Below are 21,207 nucleotides of genomic sequence, written 5' to 3'. Positions count from 1 at the left end.
AGCGTAGGAACAGGAAGATGAATGAGATGGATAAAGTAATCACATCCCCGGAAAACCAATGTGCAAAGCAACCCAAAGTTGGTGTTCTGCTGGTCAATCTCGGCACCCCGGATGGTACGAGTTATACTCCAATGCGCCGTTATCTGGCCGAGTTTCTCTCGGATCGCCGCGTCATCGAATGGCCACGTCTTTTCTGGTATCCAATTCTTTACGGCATCGTGCTCACCGTGCGCCCAAAGCGCTCCGGAAAACTTTATGATCGCATCTGGAACCGCGAGAAAAATGAATCGCCGCTTCGCACCTTTACCCGTGCGCAAGGCGAAAAACTTGCGGTAGCGCTAAAAGATCAACCGAATGTCATCGTCGACTGGGCCATGCGCTATGGTCAGCCTTCGATTGAGGAAGTGACGGACCGGCTGCTGAAACAGGGCTGCGAACGCATCGTGATGTTCCCGCTCTATCCGCAATATTCGGCAACCACGACCGCCACTGTAAATGATAAATTCTTTGAGGTGCTGATGAAAAAGCGCTTCATGCCAGCGGTCCGCACGATTCCTTCCTATGAAGTTGAGCCAGTCTATATCGAGGCGCTCGCGCAGTCGATTGAGAAGCATCTGGCAACACTCGATTTCAAGCCGGAAGTCATCCTTGCTTCCTATCACGGCATTCCGAAGAGCTATTCGGACAAGGGCGATCCCTATCGTTCGCAATGTCTTGAAACATCACGGCTTTTGCGTGCTCGACTTGGCATGGATGACAAACAGTTCCGTTCCACCTTCCAGTCGCGTTTTGGACCGGAAGAGTGGCTTCAGCCCTACACTGACGAAACCCTTGTGGAACTGGCGAAGCAGGGCGTTAAATCTGTGGCGGTTCTCAACCCCGGTTTTGTGGTCGATTGTCTGGAAACGGTGGATGAAATCGGCCACGAAGCAGCAGAAGAATTTCATGAGGCCGGTGGTGAAAACTTCAGCCATATCCCATGCCTCAATGACAGCGAAGAGGGCATGAAAGTGATCGAAACACTCGTCCGTCGTGAGTTGCAGGGTTGGGTTTAATTTAAAGGGTTTGGATAATGACTGGTTTTGACATTACGCTGCTGATTTTAGCTGCACTCGTTCTGATTACGCTTTTTGCTGGCATCAAGACTGTGCCCCAAGGCTATAACTACACAGTCGAGCGTTTTGGCCGCTACACCCGCACGCTGATGCCGGGCCTCAATCTCATCGTGCCTTTCTTTGATCGCATTGGTGCAAAGCTCAATATGATGGAACAGGTGCTCGACGTTCCAACGCAGGAAGTTATCACCCGCGACAATGCAATCGTGGGTGTCGATGGCGTGGCTTTCTATCAGGTACTCAACGCAGCACAGGCCGCTTATCAGGTTTCCAATCTGCAATATGCAATCCTGAATCTCACCATGACAAATATCCGTTCTGTTATGGGCTCAATGGATCTGGACGAACTGCTTTCCAACCGTGATGCGATCAATGATCGCCTGTTGCGTATCGTCGATGATGCAGCGCATCCATGGGGTCTGAAAATGACCCGTGTAGAGATTAAAGACATTAACCCACCGGCTGATATTGTGACCTCAATGGCACGCCAGATGAAGGCGGAGCGCGATAAGCGTGCGCAGGTTCTGGAAGCAGAGGGCGACCGCAATGCGCAGATTTTGCGTGCTGAAGGTCAGAAGCAATCCCAGATTCTGGAAGCTGAAGGTAAGCTCGAAGCTGCAAAACGCGAAGCTGAGGCGCGTGAACGTCTGGCGGAAGCAGAAGCACGCGCAACGACACTTGTTTCTGATGCTGTGGCGAGCGGCAACGTGCAAGCACTCAACTATTTTGTTGCGCAGAAATATACCGAGGCACTCGGCAATATCGCCAGCGCCAAGAACCAGAAAGTGGTATTGATGCCACTTGAAGCAAGCTCGGTGATTGGCTCGCTGGCTGGTATCGGTGCGATCGCCAAGGAAGTGTTTGGCGATGGCAACCATTCGGTTGACCCGACACCGACTGCGCCAGCACCACGCTCGCGCAGCGTTCCCACCACTCGTAGCTAAAACAGGCAGGGCGTCATGATTATCAATTTCCTGTCACAGCTTGGGCTTTGGGGCTGGTTCGTTTTAGGACTCGTCCTGCTCATTCTGGAAATTCTGGCGCCCGGCATTTTCTTCATCTGGTTTGGCCTTGCAGCCCTTATAACAGGTGTCCTGGCTTTCCTGCTCGGTTCAATTGCGGACTTCGGTTGGCAATTGCAAATCGTGCTGTTTCTCGTTTTTGCTGTGGTTTTTGCGCTGGTGGGACGCCGCGTTTTTGGCTCCAGCGGCCGTCAGGATGAACCACTGCTCAATCGTCGCGGAGATCAGCTGGTCGGTCAGCGCGCAACTCTTACCGAACCAATCATAAACGGTCGGGGCCGCATCCGCATCAATGACACGACATGGCGTATCAAAGGCCCGGACTTACCCGCAGGTACCGAGGTTCATATTGTGTCGTTTGATCCGATAACGCTTGAGATGGAAGTGGCAGTTTAAGCAGCCACTTCCGCAAACTCATGCTACCCCGATACGGAGCAGATCATGGAAGTGTACGAGGCCAATTGGTCGATTGTCTTCAACAACGATCAATGCGCCGATATGCTTTTCATTGATGAGACTTAGCGCTGCGCTTGTCAGCAAATTCTTATCAATCGTCCTCGGCTTACGTGTCATGATGTCATCAACAGTCAGTTCTGAAAGATTGCGGCTCAGATTTCGTGAAATATCGCCATCTGAAATAAAGCCTGCCAGCAGCCCATCCTGATCGACAACGATGACGCAACCGAAACTCTTCTGCGCCTGTACCTTCATGGCTTCCGGCATCTTTGTGCCAACAGTGACCAGCGGCAGACGGTCACCCTTATGCATGATTTCGCGCACATGAACGAGGCTCGCACCGAGTGAGCCTCCCGGATGGAAGGTTTTAAAATCTGTTGGGCTGAAACCGCGTGCTTCGAGAAGAGCAATTGCAAGCGCATCCCCAATGGCCAACTGCATCATTGTCGACGTGGTCGGAGCAAGTCCGTGCGGGCAGGCTTCTAGCGCCTTTGGCAGCAACAGCACGACATTGGCCGCACGTCCAAGGGCTGATTCCTCGCCCGCAGTAATTGCGATCAGCGGAATGCGGAAGCGCTGCGAATAGTTAACAATACCCTTGAGTTCCGCCGTTTCGCCGGACCAAGAAATCGCGAGAATGACGTCATCCTTGCCGATCATGCCAAGGTCGCCATGATTGGCTTCGGCAGAATGCACGAAGAAAGCCGAAGTGCCCGTGGAAGCGAATGTTGCTGCAAGCTTGGCACCAATATGGCCGCTTTTACCAACGCCTGTCACTACCAGACGGCCTTTAGAGCCAACGATCGTCTTTACTGCTTCAGCAAACGGTGCAGACAGGCCATTGTTCAGCGCATCTTCCAGCGCCAAAAGACCCGTATTTTCGGTTCTGATCGTGCGCAGAGCCGAGGCAATCGAATCCTCCGCAGGCGCGACTTCGTGTGTCGTGTCGAGCTTTGTCATGATGCCAACGGTTAGCGCCTTCATTGCAGCTTGTCCAAGCATTTGTTGACGCACATGAGAGCAGCGCCGGACGCTATAATCAATAAAGAATTAACCATGTGCGTTTACCGTTCAATTACCACGTTGCAACGATTTGAAGACAATATGCTTTTTGCGAATATCCCATCCGGCGCTCCCTCGCCTTTTGCCCGCAGGCTGAGAAGCCTGTTGCTGGCAGGATGCGCCTTGGCAATCAGCAATTCGCCAGCATTTTCTCAAGACGTCTCGCTACGCGGCAGCCTCGGCGACGACAACCTCTTCGTTTCTTCAAATGAAAACGACACCTATCGCGATGGCGATCCTGCAAATCTGAATACGTCTTCACAGGACGACTTTCAAGACGATTCCTACACCCCCCCTGCCCCGCCGAAGCCCACTGGGGCATCAGCAGCAACAAAGCTTTCAGAAGAAGAAGCTCCACGTTTTCTGGCCACCGACAATATGCCGGTTGGTGCGATCACAGTGCAAGAACGCGAAGATACCGGCCGTGCCCGCCGTGAGAACCTGCCTATGCTTCCTGAACAGGGTCGCCGTGCAACACAGGGAGCGGATCTATTCGCTCCAATCGGCATTCGTACTGGTAATTTCATACTGCGTCCCTCACTCGAACAAGGCATTCGCGCGACGACCAACGGTGACAACAGTTCGACAGGTTCAAGCGCCGTGTTGTCGGAAACAACTCTCCGTCTCAATGCGGAATCGGATTGGGGACGCCATGAGGCGAAAATCGATGCTTCCGGCACGATGAGCAAATCAATCTCCGGGCAGGACGTTTCAGAACCTCGCGTCGATGTTCAAGGCAATTTGCGTTTTGATTTGAGCGACCAGACAACCGTGAATGCAGGCGCAGGCTATAAGCTGCGCCGTGAAAGCGCATCAAGCCCCAACGGCGTGACGGATGCCTTGAAACGCCCGCTTGTCCATACGATCAACGGCAGCCTAGGCATCGAACGTGACACCGGGCTGGTATTTGGTCGCGCCACAGGTCGCCTTGAGCATGACAGCTACGGCAATGCAGAACTTTCGTCTGGTGGCACTGTCAGTCAGAAGGACCGCGACAATACCTATGCCAGCGTAACGCTGCGCGGCGGTTTCGCGATTTCGCCTGCGCTTAAGCCCTTCGCCGAAGTCGAACTCGGAAAGCGGATCTTCGATGAACGGGTAGACAGTAACGGCTATGAGCGCAGCGGCTCACAATATGGGTTGCGCGCAGGTCTCATGTTTGATCGCGGTGAAAAATTCAATGGCGAATTCTCAGCGGGCTACATGCGTGCCAATAGCGACGATTCCCGCCTCGCAGATGTCAGCGGCCCATCGCTTGCGGCAGCCATCAACTGGTCGCCATTACGTGGAACCGACGTACAGCTTTATGCCCGCACCATGGTGGATACCTCGACAACGCCGGGTGTTGCAGGCGCACTGCTACACTTTGCTAGCCTTGAGGTCACACGACGTGTACGCTCTGATCTAAGCCTCAACGGCAAACTTGATCTCAATATCCGCGACAACAAGGATGGCACTGGCACGGATTACACCATCGGCGCCCAGATTGGTGCGACATACTGGATCAATCGCTTTGTCGGCATTGATGCACGACTACGGCATGAGTTTCAAACCAGCCAGATTTCCTATCGCGAGTACCACGCCAACAGCATTTATGTTGGCATGAAAGTGCAGCGATAAAGCATGTCGCGAAAAAAAGACGGCTTGTGCCGTCCTTATACTTTTGTGGTGCCAAGGTTAAATCAAACAACGGTTGCAACGCGGGTTTCGGTGCGGCGGTCAAGCACGCCGCTCAAAACTGTGAGGCCAAGAGCACCCGCGACGAGAATTGCACCAACCCAAGGGGTTGAGACGAGACCGAGCTGGCTTTCGACCACCATGCCTCCGAGCCAGGCGCCAAGCGCAATGCCGAGATTGAACGCTGCAATATTCAGCGCGGAAGCGACATCGACAGCCCCCGGACGGTATTCCTTGGCAAGCTGCACCACATAGAGCTGCAGACCGGGAACATTTGCGAACTGCAGGAAGCCGAGGGCCGCAAGCGTGATCAGCGTGAAAAGCGGGGACACAGCACTAAAGCTGAACAGCACCAGCACAATCGCCTGCAACACGAACAGAACAGTCAGCGCACGCACCGGATCGGCGTTTGAAATGCGTCCACCGACGATATTGCCGATGGCAATGGCAATGCCATAAAGCACGAGAATGTAGCTGACGGAATCTGCGGAAAAGCCGGTAATATCCTGCAGGATCGGGGTGAGATAGGTGAAGGCCACAAACGTACCGCCATAACCAAGTGCCGTCATGCCATAGACAATCAGCAAGCGACCAGAGCCCAGAACACGCAGCTGATCCATGAGCGATGCTGGTTCAGCCTTCGGCAATGCACGCGGCAGAAGGGCTGCAATACCGACGAGAGCCACAAGGCCGATAGCCGAAACAGCCCAGAAGGTTGCACGCCAGCCAAAGTTCTGGCCGATCCATGTGCCGAGCGGCACGCCGGTAACGATTGCAATTGTCAGGCCCATGAACATCATGGCGATAGCCGAAGCACGTTTGTTTTCCGGCACGAGATCAGCCGCGATGGTGGCACCGACCGAGAAGAAAACGCCGTGCGCAAAGGCCGACAGCACGCGCCCGACCATCAGGATTTCATAGCTTGGGGCAGAAGCTGCAACCATGTTGCCAGCGATGAACAGCGCCATCAGGCCGAGCAGCAATGGCTTGCGTTCAAGACGACCGGTCAGGGCCGTGAGGATTGGAGCGCCAAAGGTGACGCCAAGCGCATAAACGCTGACGATCAATCCGGCGAGCGGCAAAGTGATATTCAGATCCGAAGCGACCGTCGGCAGCAAGCCAACGATCACAAATTCGGTCGTCCCGATCGCATAGGCAGCGATCGTAAGAGCAATGAGAGCGACAGGCATGGGAGGAGTTCCTGTTGTTTAACTTTGTCTCCATATCGCTCTCTGGATATCAAATGATAAGAGTGATAATACTGCATACAGCTGTTCATCAAATTCACAGGTGATGCTTTGGATAACCGCTTTGGTGAAATGGAAGTCTTTGCGCGCGCAGTGGCAACAGGCAGCTTTTCCGCTGCCGCCCGTCAGCTCAACATAACACCATCAGCGATCAGCCGTCTTGTCTCGAGGCTGGAAGATCGCTTGCAGGTGCGTTTGCTGGTGCGGTCCACCCGCAGTCTGACGCCGACACCGGAAGGTGAAATCTATCTGGCGGAAGCGCGCAGCCTGCTCGACCGGCTGACCGAAATGGAGGCGCGCATCACCGATGGCGCACAGGCGGCAGTACGCGGCCCTTTGCGTGTCAGTTCGACGGTCGGCTTTGGTGCAACGGTCATCATGCCGCTGGTGCCTGAATTTCTGAAACTATATCCGGAGGTCGAGCTGGATATTACCTTAAACGACAGCATTATCGATCTCTGGCAGGAGCGAACCGATCTTGCGATCCGCTCCGGCGTGTTGAAGGATTCGGCGTTAAAAGCCCGCCCCATCACGCTGATGCGGCGGCTGGTCGTTGCCTCACCGCTTTATCTGGAAAAGCACGGCACGCCACAGAGACCGGAAGACCTCAAAACGCATAATTGTCTGCGCTATAATTTCCAGCCGAGTGAATGGGAGTTTGCCGACCCAGATACGGGCCATAGCATTCGACAGGTGGTTTCCGGCAATTTTCTTGGCAGCGACGGCACGATCCTAAGACGCATCTGCATCGAAGGCGGCGGGCTGATGAAGACCGGAGAGCATACTGTTGCCGATGATCTGGCAAGCGGGCGACTGGTGGAAGTGCTGGCCGCATGGTCGCCTGCGGAGCCTGAGAAAATCCATGCGGTTTTCCCCGGCCACCCTCACCTCGCCGCGCGTATCCGTGCCTTTATCGACTTCCTTGCGGCAAAACTCTGAATTTGGAACGCATCCCGAAAAGTGTGAAACGGTTTTCGGAAAAGATGCGCGTTAAAGTGAGAAATTGGAGCGCATCGGGCCAGCCATGCGTGAGAGAATACCGTCTTTAAGAAAAAACCGATGACACAGCGCGGCCAGTATGTGAGCGACAATCAACACGCACAGAACCCATGAAAGCAGGCTGTGCAGCGCATTTGCGGGTGCCATCATCCATTCCACTTTCTCGCCCGTTGCAGGGACAATATTGATGCCCCATTGCTCGCGTCCTTTACCGCTGCCATAGGCGCGAAACAGTGCCAGAGCCGGAATGGCGAACAGCAGCACATAGAAAGCATGATGTGCAATGCGCGCCAGTTTGCCCATCAGTCCTGCTTGATGCGGCGGGCGCTGATTGCGATTGATGAATGCCCAGATGCCACGCACGACAACCAGTACAATCGTCAGAAACCCGACCGTTCCATGTGCCGGACCGAAAACCCTGATGGCATCAAGCACCGGTGAAGGGCCAACCATTTTCCACGAAAGGATCATCACAAACTGCCAGAGCAGAATATAGGCCATTGCCCAATGCAGAATCCGGCTCACAAGCCCGTATCGCTCCGGAGAATCCGTCCAGAGCGGCGTGTTCGTGTTCATCGGACTATCCTTTTTTACTTAGTGCCCAGGCAAGGTAGGGCGCACCGATCAAAGCTGCGAAAAGGCCCAGCGGTAACTCATAGGGGAAGGTCGCATTGCGCGAACCAAGATCAGCAATCACCATCAAAAGCGCGCCCAGCACGGCTGATGCCACGACATGCGACTGAGCCTGATCAAAGCCCATACGCCGCGTCATATGCGGCGCCATCAGCCCCACGAAGCTCAAAGGGCCGACGAGAAGCGATGCGGCTGCACTGGCAATCGCGGCAAGCAGGATCGTCAATATCCGTGCAGACCGCACCGGCAAACCAAGCGACACTGGAATCGCCTGCCCCAGCGGCAGGATGGTCAACCAGCGGGATGCGAGCAATGCCAACCCAATCACTGTGAATGTCAACACGACAAGGAAAAGCGAACTTTCCGGCGTTGCCGTTGCCGATGACCCGCTGAGCCAGGCAAGAATCTGCCACGACCGCTGATCGCCGATCGAGAGGAAGATGCTCAATATGGCAGATGCGAGCGAACCGACCGAAATGCCGGCCAGCAGCAAGCGTGCGGATGAGAGCCTTCTGCGGCTCGCAAAGCTCAACACAACCAGCATGGCAATCAGCGCACCAACGGACGCGCAAAGCAGCAATTGCGCATTATTGGGTGCGGCGAAAACTGTCAGTGCTAAAGCAAAGCCTATGCCTGCTCCGCCACTCACGCCGATGACTTCCGGGCTTGCCAGCGGGTTGCCGGTTAGTCGCTGAAGAACAGCGCCCGCCATTGCAAGCAGACTGCCTGCGGCAGCGGCAGCCAGAAGGCGCGGCCAGCGCAAAGACAGGATATCGCGAAGATTTTCGCCTGTCAGAAGCAACCAGCCTTCCGGCGTGCGCGCAAGCGCAAGAGCGAGAAAAGCTGCGACCAGCAGAGCGATGAGCAGCAAGCCAAGTTTGGCATTTGAAGCACGTCTGAAAACCTGTGCAGGTGAGGATTGCTGCGATCCTGTCGAACGCACACGCGGAATGAGCCAGAGCAGCAAAGGCCCGCCGATCAGCGCGGTAACCGCGCCTGTCGGGAAAGTCTCACCCAGATTTGCGCCGAAAACTTGCACCGCTCCGTCGCAGATCCAGAGAAGAACAGCACCAGCAAAAGGTGACGCCAGCAGGATTGAACCCGGCTTTCTGACCCCGAAGCCACGGACGATTGCAGGGGCAGCCAGACCGATAAAACTGACAAGCCCGACACTGGCCGCAACGCCGGCACTCAGCACCACCGCGACAGCCACGACCGCAACGCGCAGCCATGAAAGCGATACACCCAGCGAGCGCGCACTGCTATCACCAAGACTTGCAAGCGTCAGCGGACGGCTGAGCATGATTGCGGCAATGAGGCAGACAAGGAATTGCAAAGCAAGGGCGACCGTCGATGACCAGTCCTGCTGGCTCAGCGAACCGCCATTCCATGTCACAAGCGACATAAGATACTGGCCCTGCGATAGCGTCATCGCGGCGGAAATCGCACTGCATGTGACACCGATCAGAAGACCGGACACAACCATCGTGACTGGCTCAAGCCGACTGCGCCAGCCAAGCAGAAACACGATTGCGGTCGCAACACCAGCACCAGAAAGCGGGACCGCCCAGCGAAACTGGTCAAGCACTGTCGGGAAGAACAGCGTTGCCGTAACGATTGCAAGCTGCGCGCCCGACGACACGCCAAGCGTCGATGGATCAGCAATCGGGTTGTTGAGCAAACGCTGCAGCAAAGCACCCGCGAGCCCCAGTGCTGCACCGGCAAAAATCGCAACGGAAGCACGCGGAAACAGCGCATAGGCCAGAATGACCTGCTCGGTACTCATGCTTTGCGGATTAAACGGCAGCGAAGGCCATTGTGCAAAAGGCAAAAACGCGTTGGCGTTCCAGAGAAACAGCCCAAGAGCGATCATAACGCCGATTACAGCGCTTGAAATTCGTCCACCACGGGTCACAGGAATGCCTCGCCGCTTGCCTGCAACGCCCGGCTCAGAAGCCGTGCAAATCGCAATCCGGCGGTCAGTCCGCCATAGGGATTGATGTTACCCACCATATAGACGCGGCCGTCGCGGACAGGTTTGAGCGATTGCCAGATCACGCTGTTGCGCAGGCTGTTGCGCGATTCAACTGGAATATCCGAGATGATGATGATGCGCGCATCAGGATTTGCTGCCAGATTTTCCAGCGGAACGGGGGCCGCAAATGTAAAGCGCGAGCGATCCGTCCAGGCGTTTGGCAAACCAAGCCGTTCCAGCACGTCACCAAACATACTGTCATTGCCGAAAGCGCGGAAATGGCGCGCATCGCCAATATTGATGAGGTAGGTCGGGCGCGATGCAAAAGGTTTTAACGTCTCTTTGGTCTCGGCAATAAACTTCGCCTGAGCCTCAATAACACTTGATGCTTTGGCGCTGAGTTCAAGCTTATCGCCCAGCGCCGTTACAGCTTGCAGCGACTTCTCATAAGGCCCCTCGCCGCGCACGTAAAACGGCAACGACATGATCGGCGCTATCGATTTCATCGCCTCTTCATGCCGGGTATAAAAAGGGGAACTCAGGATCAGATCAGGCTTGAGCAGATAAAGCAGCTCGAAATTCGGCGAACCACGCAGACCGAGATCGACAACCGAAGCAGGCAATTGCGGCTCAACCGCATCTTCACGAAACCGGATCAGCTCTGTCGCCGCAATCGGCGTGACACCCAATGCCACCAGACATTCGAGCATGGCCCAATCGATTGCCGCAATGCGCGGAAATGGATTGGCGCGCGCCACATTCGGCAAAGCCAAAGCCGCCAGAAGGCCAAGGGCTTTCCGGCGGCTGATTTGAGATGCAGAGACTATCGATCCGCGTTGCGGGCCTGTTACCATGTAAATGTCAGCTTGCTCATATAGGTTCTGCCGTCACCATAGTTACATCCGAAAGAACTGCAACTTGCGACATACTTCTTGTCCGCAATATTCTTGATATTGAGCGACGCCTTAATGTGATCCTTCTGATAGTGAATGACGGCATCGGCCAGTGTCACCGCATCAAGATCATAATTATTTTCCAGATCGCCATAACGCTGACCGACATAGCGCACGCCACCGCCAACGCCAAAACCTTCAAGCACTGAGCCTTCCTGAAAAGTGTAGTCGAGCCACAGACTTGCTGCATGTTTGGGCACATTGGCAGGACGCTTGCCATTGTAATTGCCTTCAATATTTTCAGCATCCATATATGTGTAGGCCGCACGCAGATCGAGGCCTTGCGCAAGACTCGCAACACCCTCCAGCTCCAATCCCCGAACGCGTACTTCACCAATCTGCTTTGTCACAGTTTTATCGTTCTCAAGGACCGAAACAGCAACATTCTGCTGCCGTAAATCGTAAATGGCTGCTGCAAAATAGCCGTCCCAGCCATGCGGCTGATATTTAATGCCTGCTTCCCACTGTTTACCTGTGGTTGGTTCGAGCAACTGACCACTGGCGGGCACAGCAAGCGGTTCGAACGAAGTGGAATAGCTAATGTATGGTGCAATGCCATTATCAAATACATAGCCAAGACCAGCACGGCCTGTCAGCTTATGATCATCCTTGTCGAGCGGACGCGATACAAGCGTATTCAAATTGGTGGACGTCCCCTTGGTGCTCGCCCAATCCTGACGCAGACCAAAGGTAGCGCGCCAGTTTTCATAGGCCAGTTCGTCCTGCGCATAAATACCAAGCTGGCTCAGGCTTGAATCGACCTTCGTCGCCAAATTTCTTTCCGTCAGATTGATTGGCTGACGATAGATGGGATTATAAATATCCAGCGGTGCCCAGCGCCAGAACTGCGTTTCGACATTATTGTCGAAATAACGATAATCGAGACCAGCAAGAAACTTATGCTCGACTGGGCCGGTGTTAAATTCCGCAACGAGGTTATTGTCGATATTATAGGTGTTCAGGCGTTCATCCTGATATGTCGCAATACGTCTTAACGTGCGCCCATCGGTGATACGGCCAGAATTTGAATAACCAAGCGCTTGATATTGCCAGCTTTGATTGGAAAAGCGCGCATTCTGGCGGAAGGTCCATGTATCATTGATACGATGTTCAAGTTCATAGCCGAGATTGATAACATCGCGGCTTGAACGATCAAAATCTGGATCGCCCAGCGAAAAATCGCGTGGCAGCGTATAGCCAGTGGAATTAAGCGTAAATTCTGGTGGCAGGCCCGAAGGCGAGCTTGGATTATCATGCTGGAAGCTGGTGAGAATGGTCAGCTTTGTGTCTTCATCCGGCTTCCATGTGAAGGCGGGCGCGATGAAATAGCGATCATTGTCGAGATAATCGGTCTGTGTGCCAGCTTTGCGAACCATGCCCGTCAGGCGATAGGCAAACTGATCACTTTCCGCGACAGGACCCCCAAAATCAAAATAGGTGCCATAGGTGTCATAGCTGCCAGCCTGAACACCGATCTCACCGAATTTTTCAAACGTCGGGCGCTTGCTGATCATATTGATCAGGCCACCGGGATTGCCCTGACCAAACATCACCGAAGCAGGCCCGCGCACCACTTCAATACGCTCAAGCATATAGGGATCAAAGGCCGAGGCACCTGCGGTACGCATAAGGCGAAGACCATTTAAGAACTGAACTTGACGACCATCAAAACCACGGATCAGTGGAGAGTCAAAACGCGGATCGGATCCATAAGGCTCTGACACAACGCCGGGCGTATAGCCAAGCGCTTGTCCCAGGGTTTGGGCACCCTGCGCTGCTATTTCGTTCGCAGTCACGACAGAGATTGACTGCGGAGTTTCAACCAGAGGCGTGCCAGTCTTGGTCGCGCTGATGCTGGTTTTGGCAACGTAGCCCTTAATCGGCGCCGTGGGATCTTCCGAACCACCATTCACGACAATCGGTGCAAGCACGGTGGGGCTTGCTGTCTCTTGCGCATTGACTGCCACGATGGCAGCCAACGTCGTGCCGGAAAAAATAACGACCGATAATGTGCGGCGGCGGCGGGCCAGGACTTTCACTTTAACCCCTCTCACGGTTTAAACTGGACTTCCATAATCATCTTTTCGCAATCTATCCAATAATTCAAGGGAGCAATTTTCATAAGTTTGAGTTATGATAAGCAAAATCGTGATAGTTTTGAATTATTCAAAAAGAAACCCATACCGGAAAAGCGCAGCAAGCCCATGACGTCAAAGCCGTTTGAACTCCGACACCTGCGGTATTTCTGCGCGCTTGTTGAAGAGAAGAACTTCGAGCGGGCGGCTGCAAAACTTGGCATTGCGCAACCGGGCTTGAGCCAACAGATCATGGCGCTGGAAACCATTCTCGGCACGCCACTTCTCGACCGCTCACGCCGTGCCGTTCAGCTCACACAATCGGGCGAAGTGCTTCACCGCGAAGCCGTCAAAATCCTTATGCAGGTCGATGCAACGATGATTGCGGTCAACCGTGCCGGGCGCGGTGAAATAGGACAGATTTCCATTGGCTACGTCGCCTCAGCGGCTTATTCAGGTGTTGTTTTCGAGACCATAAGCAAGTTTAAGGAGGAGTATCCTGACGTTTCGGTCAATCTGGTCGAGATGGAGCTTCGGATGCAATTGACGCGCATTTCCGAAGGGCTTCTCGATATGGGTTTCGTGCGCTGGCCCGCGCCACTTTTGCCGGGCCTGACGAGCCTTGTGGTAAGAAAGGAGCCGCTTGTTGCGGTTCTCAGCGAAACACACCCGCTGGCGCATCACGCTACCATTGAGCTTCCATCACTCAAGGATGAAATCTTCATCACCCCGCGTCAGCCTGCCGATATTGGGTTTCATGGCACAACGATTAAAGCGTGCCAAAGCGCTGGTTTTGACCCCAGTATTAGTGCACAGGCGCTTGATTTCACCGAAATTGCGAGCCGAGTCGCGATAGGTATGGGCGTCGCTCTGGCCCCCAAATCCTTGAGTGCTGTAGGCTTGCCCGGTATTCGCTATATTAATGTAACAGGTACCCCAACGACATCTGACGTGGTACTGGCGTTTCGCAAAAGCGAAGCTTCGCAGGCAGTGAAGAGCTACATCGCGATCTGCCGACGGATGGGCCTATAAGCTCAAACAAACACCCGCTTTCATCACTGAAAGCGGGTTTTTTAGATGTCTATGCAACCAATCTTAAGCCGACTTGATCGTCTTGAGAAGATCCGCGATCGAAAACTCAACCGTTGGGCGGATATCTTTACGCCAAAGAGCAAAAGCCACGTTGGCTTCGATAAAGCCTGACTTTGAACCACAGTCAAACGTCCGACCATGATAATCAAAGCCGAAGAACTTCTGCTGATCGGCAAGCTTGAGCATGGCGTCTGTCAGCTGGATTTCATTGCCCGCTCCTTTTTCCTGCTTGCTTAGCAGTTCAAAGATTTCTGGCTGAAGAATGTAGCGGCCATTGATATAGAGATTGGAAGGTGCGGTGCCCTTGGCTGGCTTTTCAACCATCTGGTTGATCTCAAAGCCGTTGCCAATCGCAGTGCCTTTACCGACGATGCCGTACTTATGAGCTTCTTCAGGATCGCATTCCTGCACAGCAATCACATTGCCGCCGGTCTGCTCATAAAGCTCGACCATTTCCTTGAGGCAACCCTTCTTCGACTGCATGACCATATCTGGCAACAGAAGTGCAAAAGGCTCATCCCCGACCAGTTCGCGCGCGCACCAGACCGCATGGCCAAGGCCGAGCGGAACCTGCTGGCGGGTAAAGCTGGTAGTGCCTGGCTGAGGCTGCAATTCCTGCAGATGCTCAAGCTCAGCTTTTTTGCCGCGTTCGGCAAGTGTAGAATAAAGCTCAACCTGCGCGTCGAAATAGTCTTCGATGACAGCCTTATTGCGTCCAGTGACGAAAATCAGATGTTCGATACCGGCTTCGCGAGCCTCGTCCACCACATATTGGATGACGGGCTTGTCGACTACGGTAAGCATTTCCTTGGGGATGGACTTTGTCGCGGGAAGAAAACGCGTGCCAAGACCGGCGACCGGGAAAACTGCCTTACGAATTTTGCGGATCGAACTCATTCGTCTCCTCGAGGTGTTAAAAACAAAGGTGTGCTATCAAAGCATTGAAACCACTGCATTTCAATTAGGGCGTTTTAATTAAAGAATAGCGAAAATCTTCTTCAAGGCCATCACATTAAGTGACTTTTCCTTAATGTTACTTGATTCAAGAAAACCACAAAATTTTTCGCAATTTTCTGGCAGGTCGCACGATGTTAAACCAAATGCTAACCTGAAGCCTGTAATTTGAAGCATCATTAGGGTCGGCCCTAAATTCAACACTGGATCGTATTAACGACTTAATGCAATCTGGCTGGACGGGGATCGGCATGAAAGGCAACTCGCCGTTTGAAGCGGCAGAACATGATTGCAGAAGGGAAACACAGTATGCTGCGATTTCCATTCACTCTGGGACGAGGAATGCGCGCCAAGATTACAGCGACCGTTGCGGTAGCGATACTCGCATCTGGCCTGTCTACCGGCGCCGCTCTTGCTGATGCTAATTTTAGAAAATGGGTATCCAGTTTCCGCACAACAGCCATTCAGAATGGCGTATCCCCATCGACTTTCGATCGAGCTTTTAAAGGCGTTAACTCGCCAGATCCTGAAGTTTTGCGCAAAGCAAACCTTCAGCCTGAATTCAACGAACCTATTTGGAGCTACATCGACAATCGCGTGAATGAGCATTCCGTTGCTGTTGGACAAAGCATGGCAAAAAAATGGGGCCCGTGGCTCCAGCGGATCGAACAGCGCTTCTCAGTTGACCGCAACATCCTGCTCGCAATCTGGTCCATGGAAAGCAATTACGGCGAGATTCTCAAGCGTGACGATGTCATGATGGACACGATCCGCTCGCTTGCGACCCTTGCCTATGCCGATCAGCGCCGCGCCAAATTTGGCCGCACGCAGTTGATTGCAGCAATGAAAATTCTCCAGACCGGCGATATTGATCGCGGTCATCTGACTGGTTCGTGGGCGGGTGCAATGGGTCATACCCAGTTCATCCCAACCAGCTATCAGGCCTATGCGGTTGATATGGATGGCAATGGCAAGCGCGATATCTGGAATTCGGTTCCAGATGCACTTGGCACAGCTGCAAACCTTCTGCATCGCAATGGCTGGCAGCCGGGCCGTACATGGGGCTATGAAGTCGTGCTTCCGGCAGGACGTAAATTCCCATCCGGCTCGCTTTCCGCCTCCGAATGGCAGAAACTTGGTGTGGTTCGCGCCAATGGCCGTCCATTCCCGGATGCCAATGAAAAAGTGACCTTGAAAGTGATGGATGGTCGCGAAGGTCCAGCATTTTTGATGGCCAAGAATTTCTTTATGATCAAGCGTTACAACAATGCTGATAAATACGCTCTCGCAGTTGGATTGCTTGCAGATCGCATCGGCGGCTATCAGGGCCTGCGTCAGGATTGGAACCGTCCTTTCACTCCGATCACAATGAATGAACGCGAAGAGCTGCAGTCGCATCTTAAAGCGCTCGGCTATTATAACGGCAAAATTGACGGAAAAATCGGCTCTACATCGCGCAAAGCAATTGAAGCTTTCCAACAGCGCAACGGCTTGCAGCAAGATGGACATCCAAGCAAAGAAGTACTGACGGTTCTCCGTCGCCGTTAAAATCAATGCGAATAAAGCCGGAGCGCGTATTTCATGTGCGCTCCTTTTCTTCTTGGCAAAGGACGCTACTATTCCGGGCGCAGGAGAGTAAAGCCAATGCAGGCAGAACGTTTTAAAAAATCTATCAACGGCGTTCTGATGACCACTCTAATTGCCTTTGCAATGATACTGGTAGCCTTCTCTTCCGCATCTGCCCAGAACCGACCACGCACAATTTTTGATATGCTATTTGGGCCAAAACAGACGCAACCACAGCCACAATATGAACAGCCCAAACCTCAGCGCACACGCCCAGCAAAGCCAAAACGTGCACCAAAAGCCGTAACGCCCGCAGCTCGCGCCATTCCAGCTACGCCACCACAACCTGAAATCAACTTTGTCGAGAAAAAACCAGACGCCAAAAAAATCCTCGTTGTCGGTGATTTTATCGGCAACGGCTTGGCGGAAGGGCTCGATGTTGCCTTTGCCGCCGATACTGACCTACGGATCGTCAGCCGCATCAATGGTTCTTCGGGCTTCGTCCGTGACGATCATTTTGATTGGCCTGCGAACATCGGTAAGATACTTGATGAAGAAAAGCCCGCTGCTGTCGTCGTCATGATTGGCTCAAACGACCGGCAAGCAATCACGATCAACGGACAAAGCCTCGCAGCGCGATCACCAGAATGGACCGCAGAATATCAAAACCGTGTATCAAAATTTTTAAGAGAGATTACCGATAAGAATTATCCGCTCATTTGGGTCGGTCAGCCCCCATTCCGGCCGCGCGGTATGTCCCAGGATATGCTGGCACTTAACGAAATCTATCGCACGACATCTGAAAAGGCGGGGGCAAAGTTCGTCGATGTCTGGGATGGATTTGTCGATGAAGAAGGCAATTTCAGCCAAACAGGCTTCGACATTAATGGCCAGACAGCGCGTTTGCGCGGCAATGACGGCATCAATACGACAACGGCTGGTAAACGCAAACTCGCATTCTATGCAGAAAAGCCGCTGCAAGCACTCTTCGGTGGCAGCAAAGACAATGAGCAATTACTGCCAACCGCACAGATAATTGCCCCAGAAAAGCCAGTAGACCGCATTGCCCCGATTAGCCTGCGCGACGTTGATCAAGATACTAGCGGCGTTCTGCTAGGAGGCGTAATCGCGCCGAAGGCGAAAAACAATCAAATAGCCAATAAAGGCAGCGGCGCTTCATCGGGCCGCGCTGATGACTTTTCATGGCCGCAGAAAAGCGTAAATCCCTGAATAATAATACTATTTGCAAACATGATTTCACAAATTACGCTATAATGCCGTGAAATGTCCGGTATTTCTTGGTCTAAATGCTTATTACCTCTTAGTTCACATTTGAAACTTCCTCGTCTATCAGAAGGTCGCGCTGTCCAACAGGACGTTTCGCGCACGCGTCTGCATTGAATAAGAGGCATATGAATGAACATCGCATCGAAGCCTCCCGTTGAAAACAACCGGGAGGAGGAATCCCATCTTGCACGCAATCTCACCAATCGACATCTCCAGCTGATCGCCATTGGCGGCGCAATTGGCACGGGCCTCTTCATGGGTTCCGGCAAGACGATCTCGCTCGCCGGACCATCCATTCTGCTGGTCTATGCAATCATCGGCTTCATGCTGTTCTTCGTGATGCGTGCGCTGGGTGAAATCCTGCTATCCAATCTCGAATATCGTTCGTTTGCTGACTTCGCAGGCGACTATCTCGGCCCCTGGGCACAATTCTTCACCGGCTGGACCTACTGGCTCTGCTGGATTGTTACCGGTATTGCCGACGTTGTGGCTGTTTCAGGCTATGTTTCATTCTGGTATCCACACCTCGCATTGTGGATACCTGCGCTCGGACTGATCGGCGTTTTGCTTGTATTGAACCTGCCGAATGTCCGCAACTTCGGCGAAATTGAATTCTGGTTCGCGCTCATTAAAATCATAGCAATCGTAGCCCTTATTCTTGCTGGCGCTTACATGCTGATCACCGGCTTTGCTCTGCCAAATGGTACACAGGCTTCGGTTACACATCTGTGGGCGAATGGCGGGTTTTTCCCGAATGGCTTCTTCGGCTTTGTGGCAGGCTTCCAGATCGCGGTTTTCGCTTTCGTGGGCATCGAACTTGTTGGTACAGCTGCCGCCGAAACGGAAAACCCGACCCGCAACCTGCCAAAGGCAATCAATTCGATCCCCATCCGCGTCGTGCTTTTCTATGTCGGCGCCCTATTTGTGATCATTACCGTTATTCCTTGGGATCAGGTTGATCCGGGTTCAAGCCCATTCGTTGCAATGTTCTCGCTGGCGGGTCTTGGCATTGCGGCACACGTCGTCAACTTCGTTGTGCTGACTTCGGCAACATCGAGCGCCAATTCCGGCATCTACTCGACCTCGCGCATGATCTATGGCTTAGCAACATCACGCCTCGCACCACAGACACTTGGCAAGCTAAACAGCCGTAAAGTGCCGGTGAATGCGCTGTTCTTCTCCTGCATCTTCCTGCTTGCAGGCGTTGTGCTGCTTTATGCAGGCGATAGCATCATTGAAGTGTTCACCCTTGTCACGACGATTTCGGCACTTCTGTTCATTTTCATCTGGTCGATCATTCTTGCGTCTTACATTCAGTATCGCCGCAAGCGTCCTGACCTGCATGAAAAATCGACCTTCAAGCTTCCCGGTGGCCGCGCGTCTGTCGTGATGGTCTTTGCCTTCTTTGCCTTCATCCTCTGGGCGCTGGCACAGGAACAGGACACAGCAGCGGCGCTTAAAGTAACGCCAGTCTGGTTTGTGCTTCTGGGCATTATCTATCTCGCCATCCGCAAGAATCGTCAGCAGAGCTAACATAAAAAGCAAAAAAGCCCGGCTTAGTGCCGGGCTCAGACTGCTGACAAACCCCTGGCGCGAGCTGGGGGTTTATGATTCACTGGGCCATGTTGAAGAAACCCGCTCCCGAACAGACGGCTGTCGAGATGGTGACACTAGATAGCCTGGTGCCGAAGGATCACCTGCTTCGCAAGATCGACGCGGTGATCGACTTCTCCTTCATTCATGATCGCGTCGCGAGGCTCTACTGCGCCGACAACGGTCGGCCGCCGCTCGATCCGACGCTGATGTTCAAGGCGCTGTTCATCGGATACCTGTTCGGGGTGCGCTCGGAGCGTCAGTTGGTGCGCGAGATCGAGGTGAATGTCGCCTATCGGTGGTTCTTGCGCATGAAGCTGACGGACCCGGTCTTCGATGCCTCGACGCTTTCCCAGAACCGTCGCCGCCGCTTCAACGACACGTCCGTGGCGCAGGACATCTTCGATGCGATCGTGGAGCAGGCGATCCGCCATGGCCTGGTGGATGGCACGGTGCTCTATACGGATTCGACCCATCTGAAGGCCAATGCCAACAAGGGCAAGTACGATCTGGTGATGCTGAAGAAGTCGCGAGCCGACTACTGAGCCGATCTCGACCGGGCGATTGAGGCCGAGCGTGTGGCGCACGGCCAGAAGCCGTTGAAGGACAAGGAACGCGAAGCTGAGGTGAAGGAAACCAAGGTCAGTCGTACCGATCCCGATAGCGGTTACATGGTCCGCGACGGTAAGCCTAAGGGTTTCTTTTATCTCGATCACCGCACGGTCGATGGCCGCCATGCCATAATCACTGATACCTATGTGACGCCAGCCAATGTGCATGACTCCATCGTCTATCTCGAACGATTGGACCGGCAGCGTGAACGCTTCGAATTCACTGTCGGCGCAGTCGGTCTGGATGCGGGCTATGCCACGGCAGGCATTGCTAGAGGTCTGGAGGGGCCAGAGGTCTGGAGGGCAGGCAAATCCTCGGCGTGACCGGCTATCGCAGGCCGACCCCGCCCAAAGAGGGGATGGTCGCCAAATCGAAATTCGTCTACGAGCCCGAGGCGGACGGTTATCGCTGCCCTCAAGGCCAGTTACTCAGCTACGCCACCACCGACCGCAACGGCTACAAGCACTACCGCTCGGACCCGTCAGTGTGCTGCGACTGCCCGCTTCTGGCATCGTGCACCGCAAACGCCAAGGCGGAGCGGACCATTACCCGGCATGTCTGGGCTGATACCCGAGAGCGCACCGGCATGAACCGCAAGACGACGTGGGGCAAGGTGATCTACAAGCGGCGCAAAGAGACGGTCGAACGCTCGTTTGCCGATGCCAAACAGCTACACGGGCACCGCTATGCCCGCTTTCGCGGTCTCATCCAGGTCAGATGGCAATGCCTGCTTGCAGCGAGCGCCCAGAATATCAAGAAGATCGCAATGGCGATGACGAAAACCCCAAAACCAGCCTGGGGATGAGGGCTCTCAAGCCCACTTCAAACTCCGCCCACCCAGCCCCGAAAACACCATCTGAACACGCACTCCCAAAACACCAAAAACCCG

The 21,207-nt window shown here is 53.8% G+C and carries 16 protein-coding genes and 1 pseudogene; 10 read left to right on the top strand and 7 right to left on the bottom strand.

Features of this window, described 5'->3' with window-relative positions:
* Nucleotides 1-17: 17 nt before the first annotated feature.
* From hemH to RI570_RS13795, 3 genes are read left to right on the top strand one after another with little or no spacing between them, the layout of a single operon-like run.
* Nucleotides 18-1,055 (top strand): ferrochelatase, encoded by a 1,038-nt coding sequence (hemH, locus tag RI570_RS13805; protein WP_313829136.1) that lies wholly within the window; start codon nucleotides 18-20, stop codon nucleotides 1,053-1,055.
* A 17-nt stretch (nucleotides 1,056-1,072) separates the two neighbouring features.
* A complete protein-coding gene (locus RI570_RS13800; protein ID WP_313829135.1) occupies nucleotides 1,073-2,059 on the top strand; it encodes an SPFH domain-containing protein in 987 nt (328 codons plus the stop codon).
* 15 nt (nucleotides 2,060-2,074) lie between these two features.
* Complete coding sequence (locus tag RI570_RS13795) at nucleotides 2,075-2,533, top strand: NfeD family protein (protein WP_313829134.1); 459 nt, start codon at nucleotides 2,075-2,077, stop codon at nucleotides 2,531-2,533.
* Nucleotides 2,534-2,551: 18 nt separating this feature from the next.
* Here RI570_RS13795 and RI570_RS13790 read toward each other — a convergent pair whose 3' ends face one another.
* Complete coding sequence (locus tag RI570_RS13790) at nucleotides 2,552-3,553, bottom strand: KpsF/GutQ family sugar-phosphate isomerase (RefSeq protein WP_313830046.1); 1,002 nt, start codon at nucleotides 3,551-3,553, stop codon at nucleotides 2,552-2,554.
* 144 nt (nucleotides 3,554-3,697) lie between these two features.
* Here RI570_RS13790 and RI570_RS13785 point away from each other — a divergent pair, with 144 nt between their 5' ends.
* Entirely contained in the window at nucleotides 3,698-5,275 is a 1,578-nt protein-coding gene (locus RI570_RS13785; protein WP_313829133.1) for an outer membrane beta-barrel protein, read from the top strand.
* Between the two features lie 62 nt (nucleotides 5,276-5,337).
* Here RI570_RS13785 and RI570_RS13780 read toward each other — a convergent pair whose 3' ends face one another.
* Complete coding sequence (locus tag RI570_RS13780; RefSeq protein ID WP_313829131.1) at nucleotides 5,338-6,522, bottom strand: MFS transporter; 1,185 nt, start codon at nucleotides 6,520-6,522, stop codon at nucleotides 5,338-5,340.
* Nucleotides 6,523-6,630: 108 nt separating this feature from the next.
* Here RI570_RS13780 and RI570_RS13775 point away from each other — a divergent pair, with 108 nt between their 5' ends.
* The gene (locus tag RI570_RS13775) at nucleotides 6,631-7,518 is read left to right on the top strand and encodes a LysR family transcriptional regulator (RefSeq protein WP_313829129.1); all 888 of its coding nucleotides are present in this window, start codon (nucleotides 6,631-6,633) and stop codon (nucleotides 7,516-7,518) included.
* A gap of 51 nt (nucleotides 7,519-7,569) precedes the next feature.
* Here RI570_RS13775 and RI570_RS13770 read toward each other — a convergent pair whose 3' ends face one another.
* The 4 genes from RI570_RS13770 to RI570_RS13755 are packed head-to-tail and all read right to left on the bottom strand — an operon-like array spanning nucleotide 7,570 to nucleotide 13,178.
* Nucleotides 7,570-8,154 carry a cytochrome b gene (locus RI570_RS13770; RefSeq protein ID WP_313829128.1) on the bottom strand — a complete coding sequence of 195 codons (585 nt, stop codon included), beginning with the start codon at nucleotides 8,152-8,154 and terminating at the stop codon, nucleotides 7,570-7,572.
* A 4-nt stretch (nucleotides 8,155-8,158) separates the two neighbouring features.
* Entirely contained in the window at nucleotides 8,159-10,084 is a 1,926-nt protein-coding gene (fhuB, locus tag RI570_RS13765) for a Fe(3+)-hydroxamate ABC transporter permease FhuB (RefSeq protein WP_313830045.1), read from the bottom strand.
* 38 nt (nucleotides 10,085-10,122) lie between these two features.
* Complete coding sequence (locus RI570_RS13760; protein ID WP_313829126.1) at nucleotides 10,123-11,040, bottom strand: iron-siderophore ABC transporter substrate-binding protein; 918 nt, start codon at nucleotides 11,038-11,040, stop codon at nucleotides 10,123-10,125.
* Nucleotides 11,034-13,178, bottom strand: a complete 2,145-nt coding sequence (locus RI570_RS13755; RefSeq protein WP_313829125.1) for a TonB-dependent siderophore receptor — start codon at nucleotides 13,176-13,178, stop codon at nucleotides 11,034-11,036. The genes RI570_RS13760 and RI570_RS13755 overlap by 7 nt, the downstream gene beginning before the upstream one ends.
* 165 nt (nucleotides 13,179-13,343) lie before the next feature.
* On the opposite strand from RI570_RS13755, the gene RI570_RS13750 reads away from it, so the two are divergent.
* Nucleotides 13,344-14,246 carry a LysR family transcriptional regulator gene (locus RI570_RS13750; protein WP_313829124.1) on the top strand — a complete coding sequence of 301 codons (903 nt, stop codon included), beginning with the start codon at nucleotides 13,344-13,346 and terminating at the stop codon, nucleotides 14,244-14,246.
* A 63-nt stretch (nucleotides 14,247-14,309) separates the two neighbouring features.
* Here the strand turns inward: RI570_RS13750 and galU are convergent, their stop codons facing one another.
* Nucleotides 14,310-15,203 (bottom strand): UTP--glucose-1-phosphate uridylyltransferase GalU, encoded by an 894-nt coding sequence (galU, locus tag RI570_RS13745; RefSeq protein WP_313829123.1) that lies wholly within the window; start codon nucleotides 15,201-15,203, stop codon nucleotides 14,310-14,312.
* A gap of 366 nt (nucleotides 15,204-15,569) precedes the next feature.
* On the opposite strand from galU, the gene RI570_RS13740 reads away from it, so the two are divergent.
* From RI570_RS13740 to RI570_RS13725, 4 genes and pseudogenes are all read left to right on the top strand, one after another.
* Nucleotides 15,570-16,808 carry a lytic murein transglycosylase gene (locus RI570_RS13740; RefSeq protein WP_313829121.1) on the top strand — a complete coding sequence of 413 codons (1,239 nt, stop codon included), beginning with the start codon at nucleotides 15,570-15,572 and terminating at the stop codon, nucleotides 16,806-16,808.
* Between the two features lie 96 nt (nucleotides 16,809-16,904).
* Entirely contained in the window at nucleotides 16,905-18,056 is a 1,152-nt protein-coding gene (locus tag RI570_RS13735; protein ID WP_313829120.1) for a DUF459 domain-containing protein, read from the top strand.
* A 186-nt stretch (nucleotides 18,057-18,242) separates the two neighbouring features.
* A complete protein-coding gene (locus tag RI570_RS13730; RefSeq protein ID WP_313829118.1) occupies nucleotides 18,243-19,646 on the top strand; it encodes an amino acid permease in 1,404 nt (467 codons plus the stop codon).
* Between the two features lie 89 nt (nucleotides 19,647-19,735).
* Nucleotides 19,736-21,123: pseudogene (locus RI570_RS13725) on the top strand (IS1182 family transposase).
* Nucleotides 21,124-21,207: the final 84 nt, after the last annotated feature.

Source organism: Brucella pseudogrignonensis (genome assembly GCF_032190615.1).
Lineage (GTDB): Bacteria > Pseudomonadota > Alphaproteobacteria > Rhizobiales > Rhizobiaceae > Brucella > Brucella pseudogrignonensis_B.
This window is presented reverse-complemented; position numbering and strand designations above follow the sequence as displayed.